The sequence below is a fragment of the Streptomyces sp. NPDC034099 genome, from assembly GCF_055575415.1.
This window is the reverse complement of the sequence record NZ_JBVISR010000007.1, coordinates 226,990-251,235: the sequence shown is the minus strand read 5'-3', so window position 1 is coordinate 251,235 and position 24,246 is coordinate 226,990. Positions and strand designations below refer to the sequence as shown.

At 72.5% G+C, this 24,246-nt stretch carries 22 protein-coding genes; 2 read left to right on the top strand and 20 right to left on the bottom strand.

Translation table 11 applies throughout. The features are described 5' to 3' along the window. Nucleotides 1-54 precede the first annotated feature (54 nt). The gene (locus ACZ56V_RS21830; protein ID WP_468944442.1) at nt 55-2,325 is read right to left on the bottom strand and encodes an MMPL family transporter; all 2,271 of its coding nucleotides are present in this window, start codon (nt 2,323-2,325) and stop codon (nt 55-57) included. A 352-nt stretch (nt 2,326-2,677) separates the two neighbouring features. On the opposite strand from ACZ56V_RS21830, the gene ACZ56V_RS21825 reads away from it, so the two are divergent. Then, nucleotides 2,678-3,226: a DUF1697 domain-containing protein gene (locus tag ACZ56V_RS21825; RefSeq protein WP_467380864.1), complete on the top strand. Its 549-nt coding sequence runs from the start codon at nt 2,678-2,680 to the stop codon at nt 3,224-3,226. A 46-nt stretch (nt 3,227-3,272) separates the two neighbouring features. On the opposite strand, the gene ACZ56V_RS21820 is transcribed toward ACZ56V_RS21825, so the two are convergent. The 15 genes from ACZ56V_RS21820 to ACZ56V_RS21750 all read right to left on the bottom strand — a co-directional run bounded on the left by ACZ56V_RS21820 (nt 3,273) and on the right by ACZ56V_RS21750 (nt 18,463). Next, nucleotides 3,273-4,019 (bottom strand): sirohydrochlorin chelatase, encoded by a 747-nt coding sequence (locus tag ACZ56V_RS21820; RefSeq protein ID WP_398913589.1) that lies wholly within the window; start codon nt 4,017-4,019, stop codon nt 3,273-3,275. Between the two features lie 8 nt (nt 4,020-4,027). After that, on the bottom strand, nt 4,028-4,939 hold the full coding sequence (locus ACZ56V_RS21815; RefSeq protein WP_398913587.1) for an ABC transporter permease: 912 nt from the start codon (nt 4,937-4,939) through the stop codon (nt 4,028-4,030). After that, nucleotides 4,926-5,720 carry an ABC transporter ATP-binding protein gene (locus ACZ56V_RS21810; protein WP_398913584.1) on the bottom strand — a complete coding sequence of 265 codons (795 nt, stop codon included), beginning with the start codon at nt 5,718-5,720 and terminating at the stop codon, nt 4,926-4,928. The genes ACZ56V_RS21815 and ACZ56V_RS21810 overlap by 14 nt, the downstream gene beginning before the upstream one ends. A gap of 33 nt (nt 5,721-5,753) precedes the next feature. Further along, on the bottom strand, nt 5,754-6,857 hold the full coding sequence (locus ACZ56V_RS21805) for an aliphatic sulfonate ABC transporter substrate-binding protein (RefSeq protein WP_468944438.1): 1,104 nt from the start codon (nt 6,855-6,857) through the stop codon (nt 5,754-5,756). Nucleotides 6,858-7,090: 233 nt separating this feature from the next. Then, a complete protein-coding gene (locus ACZ56V_RS21800) occupies nt 7,091-8,473 on the bottom strand; it encodes a sulfate adenylyltransferase subunit 1 (RefSeq protein WP_398913580.1) in 1,383 nt (460 codons plus the stop codon). Nucleotides 8,474-8,475: 2 nt separating this feature from the next. Beyond that, nucleotides 8,476-9,423 (bottom strand): sulfate adenylyltransferase subunit CysD, encoded by a 948-nt coding sequence (cysD, locus tag ACZ56V_RS21795; RefSeq protein WP_467380870.1) that lies wholly within the window; start codon nt 9,421-9,423, stop codon nt 8,476-8,478. Further along, the gene (gene cysC, locus ACZ56V_RS21790; RefSeq protein ID WP_398913576.1) at nt 9,420-10,013 is read right to left on the bottom strand and encodes an adenylyl-sulfate kinase; all 594 of its coding nucleotides are present in this window, start codon (nt 10,011-10,013) and stop codon (nt 9,420-9,422) included. The genes cysD and cysC overlap by 4 nt, the downstream gene beginning before the upstream one ends. A gap of 1 nt (nt 10,014) precedes the next feature. Beyond that, nucleotides 10,015-10,725 (bottom strand): phosphoadenylyl-sulfate reductase, encoded by a 711-nt coding sequence (locus tag ACZ56V_RS21785; RefSeq protein WP_398913574.1) that lies wholly within the window; start codon nt 10,723-10,725, stop codon nt 10,015-10,017. Next, nucleotides 10,722-10,901 carry a hypothetical protein gene (locus ACZ56V_RS21780; RefSeq protein ID WP_358743725.1) on the bottom strand — a complete coding sequence of 60 codons (180 nt, stop codon included), beginning with the start codon at nt 10,899-10,901 and terminating at the stop codon, nt 10,722-10,724. Before ACZ56V_RS21780 ends, ACZ56V_RS21785 begins: the two co-directional genes overlap by 4 nt. Further along, nucleotides 10,898-12,595, bottom strand: a complete 1,698-nt coding sequence (gene sirA, locus ACZ56V_RS21775) for a sulfite reductase SirA (protein WP_398913572.1) — start codon at nt 12,593-12,595, stop codon at nt 10,898-10,900. Before sirA ends, ACZ56V_RS21780 begins: the two co-directional genes overlap by 4 nt. A 152-nt stretch (nt 12,596-12,747) precedes the next feature. Next, on the bottom strand, nt 12,748-12,831 hold the full coding sequence (locus ACZ56V_RS21770) for a putative leader peptide (protein WP_309475039.1): 84 nt from the start codon (nt 12,829-12,831) through the stop codon (nt 12,748-12,750). Between the two features lie 150 nt (nt 12,832-12,981). Beyond that, nucleotides 12,982-13,554, bottom strand: a complete 573-nt coding sequence (locus ACZ56V_RS21765; protein ID WP_398913570.1) for a GNAT family N-acetyltransferase — start codon at nt 13,552-13,554, stop codon at nt 12,982-12,984. Nucleotides 13,555-13,620: 66 nt separating this feature from the next. Then, nucleotides 13,621-14,934, bottom strand: a complete 1,314-nt coding sequence (locus ACZ56V_RS21760) for a hypothetical protein (protein ID WP_467380873.1) — start codon at nt 14,932-14,934, stop codon at nt 13,621-13,623. Nucleotides 14,935-15,287: 353 nt separating this feature from the next. Beyond that, nucleotides 15,288-16,577 (bottom strand): helix-turn-helix domain-containing protein, encoded by a 1,290-nt coding sequence (locus tag ACZ56V_RS21755; protein ID WP_468944430.1) that lies wholly within the window; start codon nt 16,575-16,577, stop codon nt 15,288-15,290. Between the two features lie 242 nt (nt 16,578-16,819). Further along, a complete protein-coding gene (locus ACZ56V_RS21750) occupies nt 16,820-18,463 on the bottom strand; it encodes an acyl-CoA dehydrogenase family protein (protein ID WP_468944428.1) in 1,644 nt (547 codons plus the stop codon). 100 nt (nt 18,464-18,563) lie between these two features. On the opposite strand from ACZ56V_RS21750, the gene ACZ56V_RS21745 reads away from it, so the two are divergent. After that, complete coding sequence (locus ACZ56V_RS21745; protein WP_198601668.1) at nt 18,564-19,718, top strand: YihY/virulence factor BrkB family protein; 1,155 nt, start codon at nt 18,564-18,566, stop codon at nt 19,716-19,718. Here ACZ56V_RS21745 and ACZ56V_RS21740 read toward each other — a convergent pair. From ACZ56V_RS21740 to ACZ56V_RS21725, 4 genes are read right to left on the bottom strand one after another with little or no spacing between them, the layout of a single operon-like run. Beyond that, complete coding sequence (locus ACZ56V_RS21740) at nt 19,715-20,665, bottom strand: ROK family protein (protein WP_467380878.1); 951 nt, start codon at nt 20,663-20,665, stop codon at nt 19,715-19,717. The two genes, ACZ56V_RS21745 and ACZ56V_RS21740, sit on opposite strands and share 4 nt — an antisense overlap. Beyond that, nucleotides 20,662-22,383, bottom strand: coding sequence for a dipeptide ABC transporter ATP-binding protein (locus ACZ56V_RS21735; RefSeq protein ID WP_467380880.1), 1,722 nt, complete (start codon nt 22,381-22,383; stop codon nt 20,662-20,664). The genes ACZ56V_RS21740 and ACZ56V_RS21735 overlap by 4 nt, the downstream gene beginning before the upstream one ends. Beyond that, complete coding sequence (locus ACZ56V_RS21730) at nt 22,380-23,273, bottom strand: ABC transporter permease (protein WP_468944423.1); 894 nt, start codon at nt 23,271-23,273, stop codon at nt 22,380-22,382. The genes ACZ56V_RS21735 and ACZ56V_RS21730 overlap by 4 nt, the downstream gene beginning before the upstream one ends. Further along, complete coding sequence (locus ACZ56V_RS21725) at nt 23,270-24,229, bottom strand: ABC transporter permease (protein ID WP_398913555.1); 960 nt, start codon at nt 24,227-24,229, stop codon at nt 23,270-23,272. Before ACZ56V_RS21725 ends, ACZ56V_RS21730 begins: the two co-directional genes overlap by 4 nt. Between the last annotated feature and the right edge of the window lie 17 nt (nt 24,230-24,246).

Sequence of the window (24,246 nt, the reverse complement as noted above, 5' to 3'; positions counted from 1 at the left end):
GGCCTGCCGGTTCCCCCGGAACCGGCAGGCCCTGCGGCCGTGGTGGCGCGCCGGTCAGACCCCGACCGGCTCACCCCGCTCCCCGCGCTCGCCCTCGCCGTCCCGCACCGGCGCCGCGATCGCCTCGGGCGACTCGTCGTGGGTCAGGTCCGGCAGCCGGTGCAGCCACTTCGGCAGGTACCAGTTGCGCTCCCCGAGCAGGGACATCACGGCCGGCAGCAGCACGCCCCGGATGATCGTCGCGTCGATCAGCACCGCCGCCGCCAGGCCCACGCCCATCTGCTTCATCGACTGCATGGACAGCGTGCCGAAGATGGCGAACACCGCGACCATGATGACGGCGGCGCTGGTGACGACCCCCGCCGTGGTGACCACGCCGTGCTGGATCGCGTCCCGGGTGGAGCGACCGCGCAGCCGCGCCTCGCGGATCCGGGAGACGACGAACACGTGGTAGTCCATCGACAGGCCGAACAGGATCACGAAGAGGAACAGCGGCAGCCACGTGATGATGGCGCCCACGCCCTCGGCGCCGACCAGCGAGGCGCCCCAGCCGTGCTGGAAGACGGCGACCAGGATGCCGTACGCCGCCCCCACCGACAGCAGGTTGAGCACGATCGAGGTGACGGCGACGGTCAGCGAGCGGAAGGACAGCAGCATCAGCAGGAAGGCGAAGACCACGACGAAGGCGAAGACCGGCAGGACCGATCCGACGAGCTGGTCGTTGAAGTCCTTGCTGCCGGCCACCTGCCCGGTGATCGGGGCCTCCACTCCGTCGACCTTGCCCAGCGTCGCGGGCCGCACGTCGTCCCGCAGCCTGTCCAGGCTCTCGCCCGCCTTGTCCTGGTCGGAGCCGCCGACCAGCGGGACGTACACCAGCGCGACGTTCTGCCCGTCGTGCACGGTGATGTCCACCGGCCCGCGCGAGGCACCCGAACTGATCGCCCGCTCCCGGAAGTCGGCGAGCGCGGCGCGCACCTCGGGCGCGTTGATGTCGTCGGCCTTCACGACCACCTCGGCCGGGTCGGAACCGCCGGGGAAGGCCTCGTTGACCCGGTTGTAGGTCTGCACGATGGGCAGCGAGTCGCCGAACTCCTGGTCCAGCGTGAGGTTCTGCGTCTTCATACCGAGGGCGGGCGCGGCCACGGCCAGCAGCGCGCCGACGGCGACCCCGGCGGCCAGCAGCGGCTTGGCCAGGACGCGCTTCAGCACGGCCGTCCAGAACCGGCTGCCCTCACCCGTGCCACCGCCCGGCCGGCGCCGGCGCAGGAACGGGAGGCGGCCCTTCTCCACCCGCTCGCCCAGCAGGGACAGCAGCGCCGGCAGCACCGTCACCGAGCCGACCATGGCGACCGCGACCACCATCAGCGAGGCCAGCCCCATCGCCTCGAACTCGGCGATGCCGGTGAACAGCATGCCCGCCATCGCCACGCACACCGTGACACCGGAGACCACGATCGCCCGGCCACTGGTGGCGGCGGCGATCCTGAGCGCCGTCTGCGCGTCCCGGCCGGCGGCGCGCTCCTCACGCTCCCGGCGCAGGTAGAACAGGCAGTAGTCGACGCCGACGGCCAGACCGACCAGCAGCATCACGGAGTTCGCGGTCTCGCTCATCGGCTGGAAGTGGCTGACCAGGCTCATCAGACCCATCGTCGCGATGATCGCGGTGATCGCCAGGGCCACCGGGACCAGCGCCGCCACCAGCGCGCCGAACGCGACCAGCAGGATGCCGAGGGCCACCGGCACCGCCGAGTACTCGGCCTTCTGGAAGTCGTCGCCGAACGCGTCGTCGAACGTCTTCATCATGCTGGCGCCGCCGATCTCCTCGATCCGCAGCGACTCGTGCTCCTTCTGGACGCCCTCGACCGCCTCCAGCACCGGCTCGACCCGCTCGCCCGCGGTGTCCGCGTCGCCGCGCATGTCGAACTGCACCAGCGCGCTGCGGCCGTCCTTCGAGATCGTCTTCGCGTCGTACGGCGAGGTGACGCCCGTGACCTTCCCGGTTCCCTCCACCGCCGTGACGACCGCGCCGACCGCGTCCCGGAACTCGGCGTCCGTGGCCTTCAGACCGCCGGACTTCGCCTGGATCAGGACCGTCTCACCGGCCGGCTCGTCGATCCCCGCGTCCTCGACGATCCTGGCGGCGGTGTGCGTCTCGCCGCCCATCTGGTCGCTGTCCTTGACGTCGACCCGGCCGGCCGCCGAACCTAGCCCCATCGCCAGGACGACGAACAGCACCCAGATCCCGACGGCGGCCCAACGGTGCCGGGCACTCCAGCCGCCCGCCCGGGCGGCTATGCCCCGCACCCGTGTCTCTCGGTTCCGCATGACCGGCCTGCCCCCTCGTGAGCGGTGCCGGCCCCCTGCCGCCACCTTGCGTTTCGAAGGTATGGCCCGCGTAAGGCCGTCGCGTCGTACTCCCCGGTGACGTGCGGCGGCCCCGCCCTCATCCCTCCGTATCGCCGCACTCACCGCTGAGGAGGACACCGGTCCCTTACATCTACCGGGGACACCGGGCGGCGGGGCCCTACTGAAAAGTTGTTGATTGAGTCACAGGTGCGTGTAGCGGTTGAACCCCGCGCACCGCATCGGCGAGAGTGGCGCGCACGTCCGCCCCCGGAGCGGACCCGGCCGTCGTGCCCACCCCCACGGGGCGCGACGGCCGTTCTATGGTGTGCCGATGACGACGATGTACGCGGCGCTGCTGCGCGGGATCAACGTGGGCGGCAGCCGGAAGGTCCCGATGGCCGACCTGCGCGCGCTGCTGACCTCCCTCGGCCACGACGCCGTACGCACCCATCTGCAGAGCGGGCAGGCCGTCTTCGCCTCCGCCCACGGCGACGAGGACTCCCTGGCCGCGGAGTTGACGGAGGCGATCGGGAAGCGGTTCGGCTTCCCGGTGGACGTGATCGTGCGCGACCACGCCTACCTCAGGGGGATCGTCGAGGCGTGCCCCTTCCCGGCCGCCGAGCTGGAGGGCAGGCAGTTGCACGTCACCTACTTCTCCGCGCCGGTCCACGAGGACCGTTTCGCGGCGATCGACGCACCGGCCTTCCGCCCCGAGGAGTTCCGCCTCGGCGACCGCGCCCTGTACCTCTACGCACCGGACGGCCTGGGCCGCTCCAAGCTCGCCGAGGCCCTCGCCAAGCCCCGGGTCAACAAGGGTGTGATCGCCACCAGTCGCAACTGGAACACGGTCACCAAGCTCGTGGAGCTGACGGGTTCCTGACGGGCCCCGCCCTCAGATCCCTCAGACCCGGACCCCGCGGGCCCCCTCAGGCCCCGACCGCCAGCGCCACCGGCACCCGCGCCGCGTCGTACCGCTCCAGCAGGACCCGCGCCACCTCCGGCGCGGGGCCCAGCACGTCCGCCAGTACGTCCGCCCCGGCCGCGCCCCGCGCGATACGGTCCGGCAGGAACCCGGGCGCCAGGACGTACGGGGCGACGGCGACCCGCGCACAGCCCAGCTCGCGCAGCTGCCGTACCGCGTCCTCGGTGCGCGGAAGGGATGCGGAGGCGAACGCAGGCCGCACGGCGCACCAACCGGTGTGCCGCCACTCCCGCGCGATTTCAGCGATCACTGCGATCGCCTCCGGGTCGGAGGACCCCGCCGAGGCCAGCACGACCCCGGTCGAGGACTTGTCGGCGGGCGTCAGACCCGCCTCGTACAGGCGCCGCTCCAGCGCCGACAGCAGCAGCGGCGAGGGGCCGAGCACCTCGGCCTGCCGGATCCTCAGCCGCGGCGGCGCCGCCGCCAGGACCGCCGGGATGTCCGCCTTGGCGTGGAAGGCGCGGGTCAGCAGCAGCGGGAGGACCACCACGTCCCGCACGCCCTCCGTCTCCAGGGACTCCAGGACCCCCTGCACCGAGGGGACGTTGAAGTCCAGGAAGCCGGTCTCCACCCGCACGTCCGGGCGCACCGCCCTGACCCGGCGGACCAGGGCGTGCACGGTCGCGGCGTGCCGCGGGTCGCGGCTGCCGTGGGCGACGACCAGGAGTACGGGGCGCACCGGCGCGGACATGGCGTACCTCAGCCCTTCACCAGCAGACCGCGGCTGCGCAGCACCCAGCGCTCCAGCGGGCTGAAGATCAGCAGGTCGATGGCGATGCCGACGATCAGGATGAGCAGGATGGCCTCGAAGACCATCGCCATGTCGCTGGCGTTGCGGCCGTTCTCCAGCAACTGCCCGAGGCCCACCCCGAGGTCGGGGAAGGAGGCGATGATCTCGGCGGCCATCAGTGAGCGCCAGGAGAACGCCCAGCCCTGCTTGAGCCCCGCGACGTAACCGGGCAGCGCGGCCGGCAGCACGATGTGCCAGGTGCCCTTCAGCCCCGTCGCGCCCAGCGTGCGGCCCGCGCGCAGGAAGATCGGGGAGACCTGGTCGACGCCGGACACCAGGCCGTTGGCGATGGAGGGCACCGCGCCCAGCAGGATGACGGCGTACATCATCGAGTTGTTCAGGCCCAGCCAGATCACGGCCGGCGGCACCCAGGCCACCGACGGCAGCGACTGGAGGCCGGACAGGATCGGGCCGATCGCCGCGCGCACGAACTTCACCCGTGCCACCAGCAGCCCCAGCGGGGTGCCGATGATCAGCGCGAAGCAGAAGCCGAGCAGGCCGCGCGAGACGCTGGTCCAGATGTAGCCGAGCAGTTCGCCCTGGAGCCAGGCCTGGTGGACCACGTCCCACACGTCGGACGGGGCGGGCAGCTTGGTCGGGTCGTCGACGATCTCGAAGGAGACCAGTGCCTGCCACACCGCGAGGACCAGCAGGACCGCGACGGTGGGCGGCAGGATCTTCTCGACGAACGTCTGCCGCAGCGGTGTACGGCCCTGCTGCACCGACTCCAGTGCGTCCAGGCCCGCCTCCAGACCGGCGAGATCGCCGCCGTCCCGCGCGCCTCGGTCCCCGGCGGGACGCGTCGTGTCAGTGCTGGCCATGTCGGCGGATCTCCCCACGCAGTTCTTCGGTGATCTCGACGGACAGCTCCGCCACGGCGGTGTCCTCGATACGGCGCGGCTGCGGGATGCCGACCGTCCACTCGCGCGCCACGCGCCCGGGGCGGGAGGACAGCAGCACCACGCGCTCGGCCAGCCGTACGGCCTCGCGGACGTTGTGCGTCACGAACAGGACGGACAGCTTCGTCTCGCGCCAGATGCGGGTCAGCTCGTCGTGCAGCACGTCCCGCGTGATGGCGTCCAGCGCCGCGAACGGCTCGTCCATCAGCAGCAGCTTGCTCTCCTGGGCGAGCGCCCGGGCCATCGCGACCCGCTGGCGCATACCGCCCGACAGCTCGTGCACCCGCTTGCCGTACGCGCCCTTCAGACGGACGAGTTCGAGCAGTTCCTCCGCCTTGTCGCGGCGCTCGGTCTTGGGCACGCCCCGCAGCCTGAGGGCGAGTTCGATGTTCTTGCCCGCGGTCAGCCACGGGAACAGGGCGTGCTCCTGGAACATCAGGGCCGGCCGTCCGTCCGTGCTGATGCCGCCCGCGCTGGGCTTGTCCAGGCCCGCCACCAGGTTCAGCAGCGTGGACTTGCCGCAGCCGGAGGCGCCCAGGAGGGTGACGAACTCACCGGGCGCGACATCGAGGGTGATGTCGTCCAGGACGAGCTGCTGCCCGGCGGGGCCCGCGAAGGACTTCGAGACGTGCTCGATCCGGGCGGCGTACGCGGCCGGCTCGGTGCCGTCGGCGGCCTTGGCGAGGGTCGTGGTCGTGGCCATGGTCGTCACCTCCTGGGTGGTCGGATCCGGGCTTTACTCGACGCCGAGACCGGCGTCGTCGACCGCGGGCCTGCCCTTGGCCTTGAGGACCTTGTTGAGCAGTGTGAGGTCGTAGATGCCGGTCAGGTCGGGCTCGTCCAGCAGACCGGCCTTGACGGCGTGCTCCGCCTGGGCGTCGAGGGTGGAGGCCAGCGGGTCGTCGGTGAGCTTGATCGACTCCCAGGCCGGGTCCAGCACGTCGGCGGGCAGCGCCTTGCCGGAGTCCTTCTTCAACTGGGCGTTCGCCGCGGTCTTCGCCTCGTCCGGGTGGGCGGTGATCCACTCGTTGGTGTCGACCGACGCCTTGAGCACCGCCTCCACGGCCTTCGGGTGCTCCTTGAGGAACTTCTGCGACACGATGATGTTCGTGATCACGAACTTCTTGCCGGGCCACAGCGTCGACTCGTCCAGAAGCACCTTGCCGCCCTCGGCGACCAGCTTGGAGGCGGTGGGCTCGGGCACCCAGGCGCCGTCCAGGGAACCGGACTTGTAGGCGTCCGGGGTGACCTTGTTGTCGCTGCGGACGACCGTCACGTCGCCCTTGCCGCTCTGGGCGTCGACCTTCCAGCCCTGCTCGGCGATCCAGTTGAGGAACGCCACGTCCTGCGTGTTGCCCAGCTGCGGAGTGGCGATGCGCTTGCCCTTGACGTCCTTCAGGGACTTGATCTTGCCCGGGTTCACCACGAGCTTCACGCCGCCCGAGGCCGAACCGCCGATGATGCGCAGGTTCTTGCCGTCGGACTTGGCGTAGCCGTTGACCGCCGGGGACGGGCCGATCCAGCCGATGTCGACGGAGCCGGAGTTCAGCGCCTCGATCTCGGACGGCCCGGCGTTGAAGACCGCGTACTTGGCCTCGGTGCCGCCCAGCGCCTTCTGGAAGAAGCCCTTCTGGTTGGCGACCAGCGGCGTGGCGTGCGTGATGTTGCCGAAGTACCCGATCCGGACGGAGTCGAGACCGTCGATCTTCTCGGCGCCGTCGGCCACCTTCGCGGTGTCGTCGTCCTTCGCCTCGGAGCCGTACCCGCAGGCGGCCAGGGTGAGCAGGGGAAGGGCGGCTATGACCGCCAGGGTGCGGCGCAGGGCGGTGGTGGCAGGCACGGGAGGTGTTCCTCTCGTTGGCCCGGCTCTCACGCCTGTCGGTTGGTCCGATTTCTCAGGTCGTGGCCGGGAGGTCGGCAGGTCTTCGGCTGTGGGGGGTGAAGGCGCGCGAGCGGTGCGCGTACGTCACCGCGCACATCGCGCGACCCCGCCCTGCCCGCTGCCGAGGGTGCCGCTGCCGACGCGGCCGCCCTCCTTGGCGAACGTGGAGTAGAAGTCGGGGGAACCCATGGTCAGAAGTCCCACCCGTCGTCGTCGGCCGGGTCCTTGACGGGCTCCGGCGCGGCGAAGGACTCACCGGCCATGCCGGCCGTGAGCGTGGTGCCGTCGCTGGGGTCGATCAGGATGAACGAGCCGGTGCGCCGCGAGTCGGCGTACGAGTCGGCGGGCAGCGGCTCGGCGGTGCGGATCTTCACGCGCCCGATGTCGTTGGCGACGAGCTGCCCGGGGTGCGGGTGCAGGGACAGGTCGTCCAGGGTGAGCCGGGCCGGAATGTCCTTGACGATCGCCTTGACCGTGCGGGTGCCGTGCTTGAGCAGCACCCGGTGGCCCACGGTGAGCGGGGCGTCGGCGACGTGGCAGACGGTGGCCTCGACGTCCTGGCTGGTGGCCGGGGCGTCCTCGCGGGGCACGATCAGGTCGCCGCGGGAGACGTCGATGTCGTCCTCGAGCAGCAGCGTCACCGACTGGGGCGTCCAGGCGGCCTCGACCGGCTCGCCGAGCAGATCGATGCCGGACACCTTCGAGGTGCGGCCGGAGGGCAGCACGGTGACCTCGTCGCCGACGCGGAAGGTCCCGGCGGCGATCTGGCCCGCGTAGCCGCGGTAGTCGGGATGCTCGGCGGTCCGCGGCCGGATCACGTACTGCACGGGCAGCCGGGCGTGGCAGTGCGCCAGGTCGTGGCTGACCGGCACGGTCTCCAGGTGCTCCAGCACCGTCGGGCCGCCGTACCAGTCCATGACCGCGGAGGCCTCCACCACGTTGTCGCCCGCCAGGGCCGAGATGGGGATCGCGGTGACCTCCGGGACGCCCAGCTCGGTGGCGTACGCCGTGAACTCCTCGGCGATCTTCGCGAACACGGACTCCCGGTAGTCGACCAGGTCCATCTTGTTGACGGCGAGGACGACGTGCGGGACGCGCAGCAGGGCGGCGATAGCGGCGTGCCGGCGGGTCTGCTCGACGACGCCGTTGCGGGCGTCGACGAGGATCACCGTCAGCTCGGCCGTGGAGGCGCCGGTGACCATGTTCCGCGTGTACTGCACGTGCCCGGGGGTGTCGGCCAGGATGAACCGGCGGCGCGGGGTGGCGAAGTAGCGGTAGGCCACGTCGATGGTGATGCCCTGCTCGCGCTCGGCCCTGAGGCCGTCGGTGAGCAGCGCGAGGTCCGGGGCGTCCTGGCCGCGGCTCGCGGAGGCGCGCTCGACGGCCTCCAGCTGGTCGGTGAGGACCGACTTGGAGTCGTGCAGGAGCCGGCCGACCAGCGTGGACTTGCCGTCGTCGACCGAGCCGGCGGTGGCGAACCGCAGCAGGGTGGTCTCCGACAGCTGCCAGACCGCCAGCGCCTCGGCGGACTCGGCCGGCTGGGCGGGCTCGATGGGTTCGGTGGTGCTGGTCATGGTTAGAAGTACCCCTCGCGCTTGCGGTCTTCCATCGCGGCCTCGGACATCTTGTCGTCGGCACGCGTCGCGCCGCGCTCGGTGAGGCGGGAGACGGCGATCTCGGCGATCACCTTCTCGATGCTGTCGGCGTCCGAGTCGACGGCTCCGGTGCAGGACATGTCGCCGACGGTGCGGTAGCGGACCTTGCGCTTCTCGACCGTCTCGCCGTCCTTCGGGCCGCCCCACTCGCCCGCGGTCAGCCACATGCCGCCGCGGCCGAAGACCTCGCGCTCGTGGGCGTAGTAGATGGCCGGCAGCTCGATGTCCTCGCGGGCGATGTACTGCCACACGTCCAGCTCGGTCCAGTTGGACAGCGGGAAGACGCGGACGTGCTCGCCGGGGGCGTGCCGGCCGTTGTACAGGTTCCACAGCTCGGGGCGCTGGCGGCGCGGGTCCCACTGGGAGAACTCGTCGCGCAGCGAGAACACCCGCTCCTTGGCGCGGGCCTTCTCCTCGTCCCGGCGCCCGCCGCCGAAGACGGCGTCGAACTTCTCCGCCTGGATCTTCTCGGTCAGCGGCAGCGTCTGCAGCGGGTTGCGGGTGCCGTCCGGGCGCTCCTTGAGCACGCCCCGGTCGATGTAGTCCTGCACGGAGGCCACGTGCAGGCGCAGCCCGTGCTCGGCGACCGTGCGGTCGCGGTACTCCAGGACCTCGGGGAAGTTGTGCCCGGTGTCCACGTGCAGCAGGGAGAACGGCACCGCCGCCGGGGCGAACGCCTTCAGCGCCAGGTGCAGCATCAGGATCGAGTCCTTGCCGCCGGAGAAGAGGATCACCGGCCGCTCGAACTCGCCCGCCACCTCGCGGAAGATGTGCACCGCCTCGGACTCGAGGGCGTCCAGGTGGGAGAGGGCGTACGGGCTGCCCGCACCCTCCTCCACCGCGGCCGCGGACGTCACGGACGTCGTCATGCCAGTCCCCTTTCGGTGAGCAGGGCGTGGACCGCCGCGGCGGACTCCTGAACGGTCTGGTCCTGCGACTCGATGCGCAGGTCGGGCTTGACGGGCTCCTCGTACGGGTCGTCCACCCCGGTGAGCCCCGTCAGCTCACCCGCGGCCTGCTTGGCGTACAGGCCCTTCACGTCGCGCACCGAGCACACCTCGACGGGCGTGGCCACGTGCACCTCGACGTACGCCGTGCCGTTCGCCTCGTGACGCTCGCGCACCGCGTCCCGGCTGTCCGCGTACGGCGCGATCACCGGGACCAGCGCCGTGACGCCGTTGCGGGCGAGCAGTTCGGCGACGAAGCCGATGCGCTGCACGTTGGTGTGCCGGTCCGCCCGGTCGAAGCCGAGGCCCGCCGAGAGGAACTCGCGGATCTCGTCGCCGTCGAGCAGCTCGACGCGCCGGCCCTCCTCACGCAGGCGGTCGGCCAGCGCGCGGGCGATGGTGGTCTTGCCGGCGCTGGGCAGCCCCGTGAGCCAGACGGTGGCTCCGGTCGTCACGTGGTTCTCCCTGGATGTAGATGGTCCGGTCGTCGTCGGTCCGGTGGTGGTCGTCATGTCAGCCGTGCAGTCCGCACTCGGTCTTGGAGCGGCCCGCCCAGCGTCCGGCGCGGGCGTCCTCGCCCTCCAGCACACGACGGGTGCAGGGCGCGCAGCCCACGGAGGCATAGCCGTCCGTCAGCAGCGGGTTGGTGAGGACGCCGTGCTCGGTGACGTACGTTTGCACGTCTTCCTGTGACCACTTGGCGATGGGCGAGATCTTCACCTTGCCCCGCTTCTCGTCCCAGCCGACGACCGGTGTGTTCGCCCGGGTCTCCGACTCGTCGCGGCGCAGCCCGGTCGCCCAGGCCTGGTAGCCCTTGAGGCCCTCCTCCAGCGGCTTCACCTTGCGCAGCGCGCAGCACAGGTCGGGATCGCGGTCGTGCAGCCGCGGTCCGTACTCGGCGTCCTGCTCGGCGACGGTCTGGCGCGGGGTGAGCGTGATGACGTTCACGTCCATCACGGCCTCGACCGCGTCGCGGGTGCCGATGGTCTCCGGGAAGTGGTAGCCGGTGTCGAGGAACACCACGTCCACGCCGGGCAGGGCGCGGGAGGCGAGGTGGGCGACGACCGCGTCCTCCATGGAGGAGGTCACGCAGAACCGGCCACCGAAGGTCTCGGCCGCCCACTGGAGGATCTCCAGCGCGGTGGCGTCCTCCAGTTCACGGCCCGCCCGCTCGGCGAGCGCCTTGAGTTCCTCGGTCGTACGTTCTTCCTGAACCGCCGTCATATCGCTTCCCCTCCCGTGGAGTTGGGCTGAAGACCCCGGGCGAGCAGCCCGAGGAACTTCAACTGGAATGCGCGGTTGCACGCCCCGCATTCCCAGGCGCCGTGGCCCTGCTCACCCGGACGCAGGTCCTCGTCGCCGCAGTAGGGGCAGTAGAAGGGCGCGGCGCGCTCGCTCACGACAGGGCCTCCTCGGAGGCCCGGGCCGCCCAGGCGGCGAAGCGCTCGCCGTCCTCGCGCTCGGCCTGGAAGCGCTTGAGGACGCGCTCCACGTAGTCCGGCAGCTCCTGGGCGGTGACCTTCAGGCCGCGCACCTTGCGCCCGAAGCCGGCCTCCAGGCCGAGGGCGCCGCCCAGGTGCACCTGGTAGCCCTCGACCTGCTCGCCGTGCTCGTCGAGCATGAGCTGGCCCTTGAGACCGATGTCCGCGGTCTGGATGCGGGCGCAGGCGTTCGGGCAGCCGTTGAGGTTGATGGTGAGGGGCTCGTCGAAGTCCGGGAGACGGCGCTCCAGCTCGTCGATGAGCGAGGCGCCGCGCGCCTTGGTCTCGACGATGGCGAGCTTGCAGAACTCGATGCCGGTGCAGGCCATGGTGCCCCGCCGGAAGGTGGAGGGCCTGGCGGTGAGGTCCAGCGCCTCCAGGGACTCGACCAGCGAGTCGACCTGCGCCTCCTCGACGTCGAGGACGATCATCTTCTGCTCGACCGTGGTGCGCACCCGGCCCGAGCCGTGCGCCTCGGCCAGGTCGGCGACCTTGGTCAGGATCGTGCCGTCGACGCGGCCGACGCGCGGGGCGAAGCCGACGTAGTAGCGGCCGTCCTTCTGCCGGTGCACGCCGATGTGGTCGCGCCAGCGGCTGGTGGGCTCGGCGGGCGCCGGGCCGTCGGTCAGCTTCCGCTTCAGGTACTCGTCCTCGAGGACCTGGCGGAACTTCTCCGCGCCCCAGTCGGCGACCAGGAACTTCAGGCGGGCGCGGTTGCGCAGCCGCCGGTAGCCGTAGTCGCGGAAGATGGAGATGACGCCCTCGTAGACGTCGGGCACGTCGTCGATCGGCACCCAGGCGTTCAGCCGTACGCCCAGCTTGGGGTTGGTCGACAGGCCGCCGCCGACCCACAGGTCGAAGCCCGGTCCGTGCTCGGGGTGCTCGACGCCGACGAAGGCCACGTCGTTGATCTCGTGCACCACGTCGAGGACCGGCGACCCGGAGATCGCGGTCTTGAACTTGCGGGGGAGGTTCGAGTACGCCGGGTTGTTCAGGACCCGGCGCTTCATCTCCTCCAGCGCCGGCGTGCCGTCGATGATCTCGTCCTCGGCGATGCCCGCCACCGGGGAGCCGATCATCACGCGGGGCGTGTCGCCGCAGGCGGTCACCGTGGACAGGCCGACGGCCTCCAGGCGGTTCCAGATCTCCGGCACGTCCTCGATGCGGATCCAGTGGTACTGGACGTTCTGCCGGTCGGTGATGTCGGCCGTACCGCGCGCGAACTCCTGCGAGATCTCACCGACGACGCGCAGTTGGGCGGTGGTCAGCGCGCCGCCGTCGATGCGGACGCGGAGCATGAAGTAGCGGTCGTCCAGCTCCTCCGGCTCCAGGATCGCCGTCTTGCCGCCGTCGATGCCCTGGCGACGCTGGGTGTACAGCCCCCACCAGCGCATACGGCCGCGCAGGTCACCGGGGTCGATCGAGTCGAAGCCGCGCTTGGAGTAGATCGTCTCAATACGTGTCCGAACGTTGAGACCGTCGTCGTCCTTCTTGGTCTGCTCGTTGCCGTTGAGCGGGGTGAAGTGCCCGGCCGCCCACTGGCCCTCGCCGCGGTGACGGCTCACCTTGCGGCGCGGGGTCGCGGCAGCGGGCTTCGGCGGGGTGGCGGCCATGGTTGACACACGTCCTTTTAAGCAGGCGGAAAGCGGCTCTGACCTGCGCGCATGGCGCATGGCCTACGTAGGGCATACGTGAGACACGCGTGCGCGTCATTGCGCGGGAGCGAGGGGGAACGCGGGGAATCCGGAGGTGCTGGAGGGTGCTCTCAGCGGCCCGGACAGATGGCGCTGGACATGCGGCCGAGGTCGACGTGCCGCCGACTCACCAAGGCAATTCCAGTTCCAGGCATGACGGAAGCGTGGCACGGCGATCTGTGACTGGTCCAGCTTAATCCAAAATGTGGACACCCTTGTCTCGTACGGCGAGACAAGGGTGTCCTTGGTCACACGGGCGGTGACCCGGCCGGTCAGTCGGCCGAAAACAGACGTGTCGGCACAGGTCAGGCGGGGAAAGCCCCCGGCCACGGCCCCGGAGTGGCCACGTCCGCCTCCTCCTCCACCTTGGTGTCGAAGAGACGGAAGCCGCGACGCTGGTAGTTGTCCATGGCGAACTCGCCGTCCTTGCTGCACGTGTGCAGCCACACCCGCTTGGTGGTGGCCAGCCCCGGCCAGCGCTCCGCCAGGTCCCAGGCACGGGCGGTGCCGTACGAGAGGAGGTGGCCGCCGATGCGCCGGCCGCGGAAGGCCGGGATCAGGCCGAAGTACTCGATCTCCACGACCCCGTCGTCGCCTGGCGTCAGCTCCACGTACCCGGCGGGCGTACCGCGGTCGTGGGCGACCCAGGTCTCCACGCCCGGCCGCTCCAGGTGCTCCCGCCACCGCGCGTGGCTCCAGCCGAGCCGGTCCGTCCAGCGGATGTCGCCGCCGACCGAGGCGTACAGGAAGCGGCTGAACTCGGGGGAGGGCACCTCGGCGCGGACGATCCGGACGTCCCCCTCCGGCGCGGCGGCCGGCAGCAGATCGGTGGGCGCCGTCTGCTCCAGGGACCACGTGGTCACGGCGATGTTGGTCATGCCGGTCAGGGAATCATCCGCTCCGCGGATCTGTCGATCCCCGCCCGTGCGGGCCGGCCGGGGCGGTCAGCCGAGCGCGTCCTCGATCGACGCCAGCGGCAGCGCGAACAGCATGCGGCCCGACTGGGACCAGACCTCGCCGGTCCGCGCCCAGTACGACATCGAACCCGCCCGGCCGCTCCAGCACTGCTGCGACCGGTCCGCCCCGCACTCGGCGGCCCGGGCGCCCTCGGTGTCCTGGCGCCACAGGGTCCCGCGTCCGTCCTGTCCGCCGGCCGCGCGCCCCAGGTACCACTCGGTGCGGCTCGCGCCGGGCGGCCGGTGCGACAGCACGCCCCCGACCTCGGCGGCCCCGGTCCTGTACGCCTCGACCGCGTTCACCTGGCCTGAGGAGTCGGTGACGGGCAGCCCGGTGCGGTCGGGGTCCGTGGCCGTGCGCAGCGCGTAGCGCCACAGCCGGGTGGGCCGGTCGCCGTCCGCGTCCACGTGCTCGGTGGCCACCAGGCTGTCGGGGGCCGTGCCGCGGTCCAGGGAGATCGCGCCGGGGCGGGCCGCGGTGCCGGTGTCGGGGAGCCGGTACGAGGCGATGGCGGGCAGCACGTACCGGTGGCCGCCCGCCGCCCATCCGCCGGGCACCCGTCCCACGGCGTCCGCCGCGGTGGTGGCGCGCTGGACCCGCTCCACGTCGTACACGTACAGCGCGTCGCGGTCCCCGGCGGCGGTGGTGACCAGCAGCTTGTCCTGGTACCAGACCATGCCGGTGACGGGGGAGGCGAGCCCGCGGTAGTCGTGGCCGCCGTCGACCGGGACGGCGAGCAGCGCCGAGGTGTAGGCGAGCCGGCCGGGGTCGTCGGCGTCGACGAAGGAGACCCGGGCGAGGCCGCCCTGGGGGGTGCCGTCGTCGCGGGACCAGGCGGAGAGGATCACGCGGTGGGTGCCCCAGCGGCCGTCCTCGTCGGCGTCCCCGGAGGTGGTGACCGCGCCGGGGCGCCAGCCGTCGGTGTCGGCCTCGTCCCAGCAGTAGGCGCGGGTGGCGGCGGGGGAGACCGGCAGAGCCTCGCGCTCCCCGGCCGTGCAGTCGGCGGTGCCGCGCAGGGTGTGGTCGGCGGATTCGAGGACGGTGTCGACGCCCACCGGGTCGCCCATCGCGGCGGAGAGCCGGTCGAGCCAGGCCGTCGGCACCCGGTGCTCGGTCAGGCGCAGCGCGTCGGTCTCGGCGGCGGAGGTGAGGGGCTTGAGGGCGCCGGGGTCGTCGGCGACCGTGGCCTGCGAGGCGCTGATCAGTGTGGCGGCACCGGTCAGCGCGAGGGCCGCACCGGTCAGGGCCGCGCGCAGCGCCCTGCCCCGTCTGCGCCGGCGGTGTCTGCCGCGCTGCTTCATAGAACCTCCACGGACCCCGGCCCAACTGCGCTCGACGGTGGTCGCGTTGACCGAGGAGCGGATGGGGCGGTCCACCAAGGATGCTACGACAGCCGGACCCCCCGGCGGACGCAGACGATGCAAATATGCGAAAACAACCCGCCTTTACGGCCATCCGGGCCGGGCGCGTCCCCGCCCCGCGGCGGATTCAAGACGGCCGTGGAGTCGACGGCGAGGGAAGCGGCGGCCCGGAGGTCCGGCCCCACCAGCCCCTCGACCACCGCACTCGGCGGGACTCGCCGTCCGCCTCCGCCCGCCGTCGCGGGCCCGTCCCCGCCGGCCGTCGTGGCCGCCGGTCGTCGCCCCGCCCGCCGTCACGGCACCCCCATCGACGTCCGGCCCTCCACCACCGTCGGTGCCGTGGAGTGGGGGAGGAGGTCGCGGGGGTCGGCCGGGAGGAGGAGTTCGATCTCCGCGTCCTCGCAGAAACGATACGGCCGGTGTTCCAGGTAGGCCCCGAGATACCTCCGCACCCGCGACATCTCGGCCCGTACCGTCACCGTGCGGGCCCGGTCGCCGAACATGTCCTCGGCCAGCGCTGCGGCGCTGCGGCCACCCCGGTGCACCGCCAGCAGGTACAGCAACTCCGCGTGCCGCGGACTCAGTTCCCGCGCCCAGTCCTCCGCGCCGCCCAGCACCCGGACCGACCAGCGGCGCGGCTGCCCGAGGTCCAGCACGATCCGGGTGGCGCCCTGCGGCACCGGCCCGGCCGCGGCCCGCACCAGCCAGCCCTCGGCCAGCGGCTCCACCGTGCACGCCCCCAACGCCGGCAGCCACCGCGCCCCCGCCTCCGGCGACTTGGGCAGCACCACCCGCTCCACGTACGGCATCCCCGTCACCGCCGCCGTCCAGCCGTCCCGGTCCGCCACCAGCGCCCGCCCGCCGAGCCGGGCCAGCACCGGCGCCGCCACCGCCCGCAACCGCTCCAGCGACCGCGTGTGCAGCTCCCGCAGCCGGGCCTCGGCCAGCTTGGCCACCGAGTCCACCCACGCCAGCGTCGCCGGGTGCATCGTCTCCAGCGGCCCGCTCACGTCGACCACACCGAGCAGCCGCCCGCTGCGCGGGTCGGTGATCGGCGCCCCGGCACAGGTCCAGGTCGCCTGGGACCGCACGAAGTGCTCGGAGGCGAAGACCTGTACGGGCCGCCGGGTGACCGCCGGTGTCCCCACGCCGTTGGTGCCGACCACCTCCTCCCGCCAGTCCGCCCCGAGTTCGAAGCCGAGCCCGTCGGCCCGGCGCAGCACCCGCGCGCTGCCCTCCCGCCACAGCACCCGGCCGTCCTCGTCCGCGATCACCATGATGTGGTGGGCCACGTCCGCGACCGACAGCAACGCCTCCCGCAGCACCGGCAGCACATGCCGCAGCTCGGAGGCCTCGCGCCGCCGGCGGATCTCCTCCGGGGCCAGCAGCCCGGAGCGGAAGTCGTGCTCCGGGTCGACGCCGCTGCGCAGCATCCGGTCCCAGGACTGCTCGATCACCGGCCGCGGCGCCACCGGGGCCCGCCCGCCGGAGAGTCTCGCGGAACGGACCTCACTGAGCACCCGGGCCGCACGCGCCGTGTCGGCGGCGGCGAACTGCGTCACGTCCATGGGCGAGAGCGCCACGGGACCTCGTCCTTCCGGAAGGCGGATATTCGTCTCATAGTGACCGGTTGCCCACGCCCGGCGGGCACAGTCCGCGCACAGCCGACCGCAAGTTGCAACCCCCTGCAACCCTGGTGGACGGCCTCGCGGGTGTCCAAACTTGAACCACGCCGTCCCGAGCGGCGTACGCGGCCTGAACGGGTCCGTGTGGCGGGGGTGGTGCCGTGTCGGCGCAGCACCACCCCCGCGCCACGCGGCCGGAATCAGACCACGGGCCGCGCCCGCTCCACCACCGCCGCCAGATCCAGCGTCGGCGGCAGCGTGCCGAAGGCCGCGCCCCCGTCGCCGCCCAGCCGCGAGGCGCAGAACGCGTCGGCGACCTCCGGCGGCGCGTACCGCACCAGCAGCGCGCCCTGCAGCACCAGCGCCAGCCGCTCCGCCAGCAGCCGGGCCCGCCCCTCGGCGGCCGCCAGGTCGGCCAGGTCCGTCAGCAGGTCCCGGATCGCCGCGTCCAGCCGGTGATCGGCCCCGCGCGCCGCGCCCACCTCCGTCAGATACGCGTCCAGCGCCGCCGGTTCGCGCCCCAGCGCCCGCAGCACGTCCAGCGCCTGCACGTTCCCGGCGCCCTCCCAGATCGAGTTCAGCGGCGACTCGCGCACCAGCCGGGGCAGCCCGGACTCCTCGACGTACCCGTTGCCGCCCAGGCACTCGGCCGCCTCCACCACCACCGGCGCACACCGCTTGGTCACCCAGTACTTGGCCGCCGGCACCGCGAGGCGCAGCAGCGCCCGTTCCCGCTCGTCGCCCTCGCCCGCCGCGTCACAGGCCGCCGCCAGCCGCAGTCCGAGCGTCGTGGCCGCCTCCGACTCGAGCGCCAGGTCCGCGAGGACGTTGCGCATCAGCGGCTTGTCGACCAGCTTCCCGCCGAACGCCTCCCGGTACGCGCAGTGGTGCACCGCCTGTGCCACCGCCTGCCGCATCAGGCCCGCCGAGCCCAGCACGCAGTCCAGCCGGGTCGCCGCCACCATGCCGAGGACGGTGGCCACCCCGCGCCCCTCCGCGCCGACCCGGCGCGCCCAGGTCCCGGCGAACTCGACCTCGGCCGAGGCGTTGGACCGGTTGCCCAGCTTGTCCTTCAGCCGCTGGATCAGGAACACGTTGCGGGTGCCGTCCGTCAGCACGCGCGGCACCAGGAAGCAGGTCAGCCCCCCGGGGGCCCGCGCCAGCACCAGGAAGCCGTCCGACATCGGCGCCGAGCAGAACCACTTGTGCCCGGTCAGCTCGTACGCCCCGTCCTCGGCCAGCGGCCGCGCCGACGTGGTGTTCGCCCGTACGTCGCTGCCGCCCTGCTTCTCCGTCATGCCCATCCCGAACAGCACCCCGGCCTTCAGGTGGGCCGGCCGCAGCTCCCGGTCGTAGACCCGGGAGGTCAGCCGGGGCTCCCACTCGGCGGCCAGCTCCGGGTCGGCGCGCAGGGCCGGCACCGCCGCGTGGGTCATCGACAGCGGACAGCAGTTGCCCGCCTCCACCTGGGTCCACATCAGGAACGCCGCCGCGCGCCGCACGTGCCCGCCCGGCCGCGACCAGGCGTCGGTCAGGCCCGCCGAGACGCCCTTGCCGAGCAGCCGGTGCCAGGCCGGGTGGAAGTCGACCTCGTCGACGCGGTGGCCGTAGCGGTCGTGGGTGCGCAGGACCGGAGGGTGGTCGTCGGCCTGTACGCCCCACTCCTGGGTCTGGAGGGACCCGCAGCTCCGGCCGAGCCCCGACAGCTCGGCGAGCGCCTCCTCGGGCGGCGCCGCCGTCAGATGCCGCTCGACCGCCTCCGTCAGGACCCGGTCGGAGGTGAAGACGTCGTAGCCGGTCAGCGGCGGCGTCTGATTCGTCACGGTGTGGGTACTGCCTGCCATGACCGTGAACCTACCGTGCCGCGGGGGCCCGGCGGGCCGGGACGGGAGCGGCGGGCGTCCGCGGATGAGTGGCACCCCCGGCGCCGGATACCTTTAGGGCGTGCAGCCAGCAAGCGACTCCCCCGAACGGCCCTCGGGCCGGCTCCACCGTGCCCGGGTTCTGTACCGGAACGTCTCCAAACGCAGGACCGCCTGGCTGCTGCTCAAGGACACGGTCAACTCGTGCATGGAGTACCGCATCCTCGGCCTGGCCGCCGAGGCCGCGTTCTTCACCCTGCTCTCGGTGCCGCCCCTGCTGCTGAGCCTGCTCGGACTGCTCGGCTACGTCGACTCCTGGATCGGCGCCGACACCACCGAGAGCCTGCGCGACAACATCCTGGACGCCTCCCGCGCGGTGCTCTCCGAGAAGGGCGTCAAGCAGATCACCGAGCCGATCCTGGACGACGTGATGAAGGGCGGCCGGCCCGACGTCATCTCCATCGGCTTCCTGTTCGCCCTGTGGTCGGGCTCCCGCGCGGTGAACGTCTTCATCGACACCATCACCGTGATGTACGGCCTCGACGGCGTCCGGGGCATCGTCAGGACCCGCCTGATGGCCTTCCTGCTGTTCATCGTGGCCCTGCTGATCGGGTCGATCGCGCTGCCGCTGATGGTGGCGGGACCGGACGCCGTGGTGCGGATCGTGCCCTGGTCGACGACGGTCGTCCAGGTGCTGTACTGGCCGGTCGTGATCATCCTGTCGGTGGCGTTCCTGACCACGCTGTACCACGTGTCGGTGCCCGTGCGCTCCCCGTGGATCGAGGACGTCCCCGGCGCGCTGGTCGCGCTCGCCATGTGGGTGCTGGGCAGCTTCCTGCTGCGCATCTACCTCACCAGCACCGTCGAGGGGCCGACCATCTACGGCTCGCTCGCCGCGCCCGTCGCCGTGCTGCTGTGGATCGGTGTGTCCGCGTTCGCGGTGCTCGTCGGGGCCGCGGTCAACGCGGCCATCGACCGGGTGTGGCCGGCCGCCGCGACCGCCGCGGCCCGCGAGGCCAACGAGCGGCTGCGCCAGGCCCAGGTCGCCGAGTACGTGGCGCGGACCGCCGCGAACGGCGAGGGCGACCCCGACATGCCCTCCGAGTTCCCCGAGCGCTGGTCCCGCTTCCTGCCCCCCGAGGACGTCACGGCCCGCCTGCGCACCCACCCGAAGAGCCCGCCCCCCGCCAACCACCACGACGAAGGCCACGGCCACGACAAGCCGGAGGCATCCTAGGACGCCGCCCCGGGCCGGGTTCGGCGGGCGGTCAGCTCGTGGTGGGCCCGGGCCGCCGCGCCCAGCGGCACGGCGTCGCTCCCCAGGGCCGCCCGGAGCAGCTTGACGGGATGGCCGCTGATCGGCGGTTCGGCGGCGAGCGGCCCCTGGATCAGTGGTTCGAGCAGCGCCCAGGCGCCGCTGACGCCACCCCCGATCACGACCGTGCCGATGTCGACGAGGCCGGCGGTCATCACGATCGCGCGAGCGATCCCCGCGCCCGCCGCCGCGTACACGGCGTGCGCGTCGGCGTCCCCGTCCCGGGCCGCCTCCGCCACCTCGCGGGCGGACAGCTCCCGCCCGGTGCGCTCGCCGTAGCGGGCCCGCAGCGAACGGGCCGAGGCCAGCGTCTCCAGGTGGCCGCGGCCGCCGCAGGTGCACGGCAGGTCGCCGAAGCCGGGAATGTGGCCGATCTCGCCGGCCGCGCCGTGGGCGCCGGTGCGCAGTGCTCCCCCCGTCCACAACGCCCCGCCGACGCCGGTGCCCAGGGTCATGCCCAGCACGTCCTCCTCGCCCGCCGCCGCGCCGCGGGCGATCTCGCCGCGCACGAACGCGTTGACGTCGTTGTCCAGGAAGGCCGGGACGCCCAGCGCGCTGCTCAGGGCGGCGGTCACGGGGAAGCCGGCCCAGTCGGTGAACGAGTCGCTCGCCACCAGGACGTGGCCGGAGGCGGCGTCGACCACTCCGGCCGCGCCCACCCCGACGGCGGCCAGCCGGCCGGGCGTGCGGGCCCGTACGACGGCGAGCGCGTCGAGGGTCGCGGCGATCATCGCCCGGCCGCCGGCACGGGCCGGGGTGGCCGTGTCCGCGCGGTCGAGCACCCTCAGTTCCTCGTCGCAGAGCACCACCTGGGTGGTGGTGCCGCCGATGTCCACCCCTGCGAAGACCGGGGCGTCGGGACCGCTCATCCCTGCTCCTCCGTCCGCCCGGCGGCGAGGGTCGCCAGTCGCTGTGCTCGGCGGCCGCGCTGGACGACGGGGTCGGGCACCGGCACCGCCGCCAGCAGGCGCCGGGTGTAGTCGGTCTCCGGGTGCAGCAGGGTGGCCGACGTGAGCCCCTGCTCCTCGGCCCGCCCCGCCCGCATCACGACCACTCGGCGCGCGAACTGCTGCACGACGGCCAGGTCGTGGGAGACGAAGAGGCAGGCGAAGCCCAGCTCCTCCTGCAACTCCCCGATGACTTCCAGGACCGCCTGCTGCACGCTCACGTCCAGGGCACTGGTGGGTTCGTCCGCCACCAGCAGGCGCGGTTCGAGGACCAGGGCGCGTGCCAGGCTCACGCGCTGGCGCTGGCCGCCGGACAGCTCGCGCGGCGTGCGCCGGGCGACCTCCCGCGGCAGCCGCACCCGGTCGAGGACGGCGGCGACCAGGGACTCCCGCTCCCTGCCGGACAGTCGTCCGCGGTGGATCCGCAGCGGTTCCGCGACACACTCGCCGACCGTCATCCGGGCGTCGAGCGAGGCGACCGGGTCCTGGAGGACGACGCCGATGCCGGCCCGCAGCGCGCGCCGGGCCCGCGCACGGGTACGGGCCAGGTCGGCCCCGAACAGGGTGACGGAGCCGGTCGTGGGGGCGATCAGGCCGAGCGCCACCCGGGAGGCGGTGGACTTGCCGGAGCCCGACTCTCCCACCAGACCGAGGGTCTCCCCGGGGTGGACGGCGAAGGAGACGCCCTTGAGGGCGTGCACCGCCCGCTTCCCGCGGCCGAAGACCACCGAGACGTCCCGCAGTTCCACCGCCGGTTCCCCGGCGGGCGCGGCCTCGGGCTCGTCCGCCCGCAGCTCGCCGGACCCGGCGGCCTCGGCGACGGACAGCCGCGGTACGGCGGACAGCAGCCGCTTGGTGTAGTCGTGCGAGGGGCGCAGCAGTACGTCCTCGACGGGCCCGGTCTCCACGATGGCGCCCTGGTACATCACCGCGACCCGGTCGGCGAAGTCCGCGACGACGCCCATGTTGTGGGTGACCAGCAGGACACCCGTGCCGGTCTCGGCCGCGAGCCGCCGCAGCAGGTCGAGGATCTCGGCCTGCACGGTGACGTCGAGCGCGGTGGTGGGCTCGTCCGCGATCAGCAGCGCCGGTTCGTTGGCGATGGCCATGGCGATGACGACGCGCTGGCGCTGGCCGCCGGAGAGCTGGAACGGGTAGGAGCGGGCCCGCTGCTCGGGCTCGGGGATGCCGACGCGGCGCAGCAGCTCGACGGCGTGCGCGGCGGCGTCCGCCGCGGACATCCGCCGGTGGTTGCGGATCACCTCGGCGATCTGCTTGCCGACCCGGGTGAGCGGGTCGAGCGCCGTGGCCGGTTCCTGGAAGACCATGGAGACGGTCGATCCGCGCAGCCCGGACAGCCGCTCCTCGTCGGCGCCGACGATGTCGGTGCCGTCCACGACGGCCCTTCCGGTGGCCCGGGCGTTGCCGGACAGCAGCCCCATGGCCGCCAGCGCGACGGTGGACTTGCCCGAGCCCGACTCGCCGACCAGGGCGAGCGTCTCGCCGGGCGCGACGTGCAGGGAAACCCCGCGCACGGCCCGCACCGGGCCGGTCTCCGTGGTGAAGACGACGCCCAGGTCGTCGAGGTCGAGGATGTGGTCCCCGGCGGCGGCAGCGGCCGGTCGTCGAACGGCGCTCACGCGCGCCCCCTCACGTCGAATGCGTCCCGGAGTCCGTCTCCGATCGCGTTGAACGCCCACACCACCAGGATGATGGCGAGGCCGGGCGGCACGATCAGCCACCAGTAGCCCGAGTAGGCGGCGGTCATCCCCGTGGAGAGCATGCCGCCCCAGTCGGTGGACGGGGGCTGGACGCCCAGGCCGAGGTAGGAGACGTAGGCCACCAGCAGGATCGCGTCGGCGATCTGGAAGGTGGCCGCCACGATGATGGTCGACACCGAGTTCGGCAGGATGTGCCGGGTGATGGCGCGCGTGTGACCGCCGCCGATCGCGCGCAGGGTGAGGACGAAGTCCCGGTTCTTCAGCGTCAGGGTCTCCGCCCGCACCAGCCGGGAGGGCACCAGCCAGGAGATGAGGCCGAGGATGACGACGAGACCGGTCAGGTCGGGGGTGGTGATCGCGGAGACCACCAGCAGGATGAACAGGGCGGGGATGGCGATGCCCGCGTCCACCACGCGCATCATGACCGCGTCGATCCAGCCGCCCGCGTAGCCGGCCGCGGCGCCCCACAGGGTGCCGATGACCGTGGCGAGGACACCGGCCGACAGACCGACGATCAGGGAGACCTTGCCGCCGTACATCAGCCGGCCCAGCTCGTCGTGGCCGACCGCGTCGGTGCCGAGCCAGTGGGCGCCGCTGGGCGACTGGTTGACCTGCTGGAGCAGGGTGTGGGTCTGGTCGGTGGAGTAGACCAGCGGGCCCACGAAGCAGAACAGCACGAAGAAGACCACGACACCGAGCCCCACCACGGCGAGGCGGTTGCGCAGGAAGCGGCGGACCGCGAGCCGGGTGCCGGAGGCGGCGCGCTCGGGCTTCGCGGCGAGCCCGTCCGGGGAGGTGAGGGTGCTCATGACCGACCTGCCTTCACTCGGGGGTCGATGACGCGCTGCAGGATGTCGGCCAGCAGGGTGCCGGTCACCGTGGCGATCGAGATGACCAGGACGCATCCCAGCAGCACGGGATAGTCGGAGGACTGGGCGGCGGTCCAGAACAGCAGGCCCATCCCGGGGTAGTTGAAGAGCTGCTCCACCACCAGCGCGCCGCCGAAGAGGACCGGCACGTAGTAGCCGAGCATGGCCACCACGGGGGTCAGCGAGTTGCGGAAGACGTGCCGCGTCAGGACGGCCCGGGGACGGGAGCCGCCGGCCCGCGCCGTCCGCACGTAGTCCTCGGTGAGGTTCTCCAGCGTGGCCGAGCGCATGTAGCGGCTGAAGACGGCGACCATCGTGGCCGCGCCGGCCACCACCGGCAGCACCAGGCCCTGGGGCTGGGACAGGACGGCGCCGACGCTGTTGCCCTGCGGTGCCTGGGCCGGGAACCAGGGCAGGACCTGGCTGAAGACGAGGACCAGGATCAGGCCGAGGAAGTACACGGGGGTGGAGTAGGCGACGAAGCTGAGCGTGGTGATGACGTAGTCGACCGGCTTGTTGCGGCGGACCGCCTGCCACACGCCGAGCGGCACCGCGGCCAGCAGGCCGACGACCGCCGACAGGACGGTCAGCAACAGCGTCTTCGGCAGCCGCTCGGTGATCAGCTGGGAGACGGGCTCGTTGAGGGTGTAGGACATGCCGAGGTCGCCGTGGACCAGCTGGTTCAGGTAGTACACGTACTGAACCGGCAGCGGCTTGTCGAGCCCCTGCTCGTGGTTGAAGGCGGCGATCTGGGAGGCCGTGGCCTGGGGGCCGAGGATGCCGCGGGCGGGCCCCCCAGGCAGGGCGTGCAGCAGGCAGAACACCACGACGGTCACGAGGAGGACCACCGCCAGCGCCTGCAGGACACGCCTGATCAGGAAGGAGTATGTGCTCATGGGTTTCCGGGTGACTG

Excerpts from the sequence above, each read along its gene's own strand:
- ACZ56V_RS21725 (WP_398913555.1), bottom strand. The coding sequence starts at position 24,229 with ATGAGCACATACTCCTTCCTGATCAGGCGTGTCCTGCAGGCGCTGGCG.
- ACZ56V_RS21765 (WP_398913570.1), bottom strand. The coding sequence starts at position 13,554 with ATGACCAACATCGCCGTGACCACGTGGTCCCTGGAGCAGACGGCGCCC.
- ACZ56V_RS21785 (WP_398913574.1), bottom strand. The coding sequence starts at position 10,725 with ATGACGGCGGTTCAGGAAGAACGTACGACCGAGGAACTCAAGGCGCTC.
- ACZ56V_RS21825 (WP_467380864.1), top strand. The coding sequence starts at position 2,678 with ATGACGACGATGTACGCGGCGCTGCTGCGCGGGATCAACGTGGGCGGC.
- ACZ56V_RS21800 (WP_398913580.1), bottom strand. The coding sequence starts at position 8,473 with ATGACCAGCACCACCGAACCCATCGAGCCCGCCCAGCCGGCCGAGTCC.
- ACZ56V_RS21750 (WP_468944428.1), bottom strand. The coding sequence starts at position 18,463 with ATGGCAGGCAGTACCCACACCGTGACGAATCAGACGCCGCCGCTGACC.
- cysD (WP_467380870.1), bottom strand. The coding sequence starts at position 9,423 with ATGACGACGTCCGTGACGTCCGCGGCCGCGGTGGAGGAGGGTGCGGGC.
- ACZ56V_RS21770 (WP_309475039.1), bottom strand. The coding sequence starts at position 12,831 with ATGCCTGGAACTGGAATTGCCTTGGTGAGTCGGCGGCACGTCGACCTC.
- ACZ56V_RS21815 (WP_398913587.1), bottom strand. The coding sequence starts at position 4,939 with ATGGCCAGCACTGACACGACGCGTCCCGCCGGGGACCGAGGCGCGCGG.
- ACZ56V_RS21810 (WP_398913584.1), bottom strand. The coding sequence starts at position 5,720 with ATGGCCACGACCACGACCCTCGCCAAGGCCGCCGACGGCACCGAGCCG.
- ACZ56V_RS21820 (WP_398913589.1), bottom strand. The coding sequence starts at position 4,019 with ATGTCCGCGCCGGTGCGCCCCGTACTCCTGGTCGTCGCCCACGGCAGC.
- ACZ56V_RS21760 (WP_467380873.1), bottom strand. The coding sequence starts at position 14,934 with ATGAAGCAGCGCGGCAGACACCGCCGGCGCAGACGGGGCAGGGCGCTG.
- sirA (WP_398913572.1), bottom strand. The coding sequence starts at position 12,595 with ATGGCCGCCACCCCGCCGAAGCCCGCTGCCGCGACCCCGCGCCGCAAG.
- ACZ56V_RS21740 (WP_467380878.1), bottom strand. The coding sequence starts at position 20,665 with ATGAGCGGTCCCGACGCCCCGGTCTTCGCAGGGGTGGACATCGGCGGC.
- ACZ56V_RS21730 (WP_468944423.1), bottom strand. The coding sequence starts at position 23,273 with ATGAGCACCCTCACCTCCCCGGACGGGCTCGCCGCGAAGCCCGAGCGC.
- ACZ56V_RS21830 (WP_468944442.1), bottom strand. The coding sequence starts at position 2,325 with ATGCGGAACCGAGAGACACGGGTGCGGGGCATAGCCGCCCGGGCGGGC.
- cysC (WP_398913576.1), bottom strand. The coding sequence starts at position 10,013 with ATGACGACCACCACCGGACCGACGACGACCGGACCATCTACATCCAGG.